Source organism: Christiangramia aquimixticola, from assembly GCF_048285835.1.
GTDB lineage: Bacteria > Bacteroidota > Bacteroidia > Flavobacteriales > Flavobacteriaceae > Christiangramia > Christiangramia aquimixticola.
This window is the reverse complement of record NZ_JBLVTL010000011.1, coordinates 3,214-4,614: the sequence shown is the minus strand read 5'-3', so window position 1 is coordinate 4,614 and position 1,401 is coordinate 3,214. Positions and strand designations below refer to the sequence as shown.

2 protein-coding genes are annotated in these 1,401 nt (G+C 28.9%); both read right to left on the bottom strand.

Annotation, left to right across the window (positions count from 1 at the left end):
- Positions 1 to 135: 135 nt before the first annotated feature.
- A complete protein-coding gene (locus ACNKXV_RS13250) occupies positions 136 to 660 on the bottom strand; it encodes a hypothetical protein (RefSeq protein ID WP_417908220.1) in 525 nt (174 codons plus the stop codon).
- A gap of 171 nt (positions 661 to 831) precedes the next feature.
- Complete coding sequence (locus tag ACNKXV_RS13245) at positions 832 to 1,137, bottom strand: hypothetical protein (RefSeq protein ID WP_417908219.1); 306 nt, start codon at positions 1,135 to 1,137, stop codon at positions 832 to 834.
- Positions 1,138 to 1,401: the final 264 nt, after the last annotated feature.

The following is a 1,401-nucleotide window of genomic DNA, read 5'->3' as shown; positions in this document are numbered from 1 at the left end:
AACGGTTACGGTTAACGCAAGTTGCGGGAGTAGGGACGCGGTCTTGTCGGATTAACTCTTTTCATTCCTGGTTTCTAAAATTACACTTTTTCGGTAAAACCCGTTATTTGCGATAACCGATGTTACCCACAGTTCTCAACGAGCATGATTTGGACTGAAAATTTCATGTTTTAATGGAAAATCATTTGTCAGAAATTTTACTGCTTCCTGTGAGCTTTCTTCTTTTTTAAAATACATTATTGAATCTCTTTTATAATGAGTTCTATTTAAAATAAATATTTCAAATGAATTAAAAGATTCACCTAAATCAGGTTTAGCAGCAGAGAAAAATGCAAATTTTTGACTCTTTTTAAATTTTAAAATTGAAACAACTGGTCTATCTTTTAGATTGATCTTTTGTTTAAATAATATGATCCCTTTGAAGAATTTAGCTTTATATAATTTTTGATTTTTTTTAATCAATCCTTTTTTGGAAAATGCTAATGATATTAAATAACAAAAGAGGAGTAAAGCTATTATAAAAAATATATATCCTTTCCAGTTCAATCTCTTCTCTATTAATTCAATAATGAACATTAATGGGATGAGTGAAAATCCGATTAAAATAATTTTCTGATGAAGCGAAAAGCTGGTTTCTAAGATTAATTTCTCTTGTCTCATTTTCTTAGTAATTCACAATGTAAGAATTGTGGGTAACGGTCCCGGTTAACGCAAGTTGGCGGAGTAAGGGACGCGGGTTGGTCGGCTTAGTGTTTTATTAGTTGATCAAGTTAAATATTTTCTTCCTAACGGTACCGCCTATTTGCGATAACCGTTGTTGGCAACTGGCAATTAGTTACAAAATATTGTTTTTAAAACTTTTAGAACAAAATGTCCAAAGATTAACCATACATAAATCGCCACAGTAAAAGCCAATATTATTAAAGGAGAAAATGCAAGTTGAATTAATACCGCTTTAAAACCAAAAATTTTTTCACTATTGAAATTTGTAGGCATAATTTCAAGGTAACTCATTACCATATTAAATATTAAAATTGGCAAATAACCAAAGGATATTAATACTAGAAGTCTTTTAAAGGCTGAATCTGGTTTTTCTGTATATTTTTTTAAAAATCTATTTATATTCATTATTGACATTTACCTCGTTTTAAACTTGTTCTGGCTAATTGTATTCCTATCCTATTTCGAAATTTGAATTCGGTTTCTCTGTGTATCTGAATAAATTCCTTTAATATTCCCAATAATTAATTACCAAAAAAAATATCTTGAAATACCAATTAATCCTCCAATAAAAAAGGCGTAAGATGATGTAAGGATGTTAACTTTAAATGATTTGCGGATGAAATCTTTTTTATTTAATTTTTTCCAATCTTTTATTTCTATCACGAAGAATATAATAGA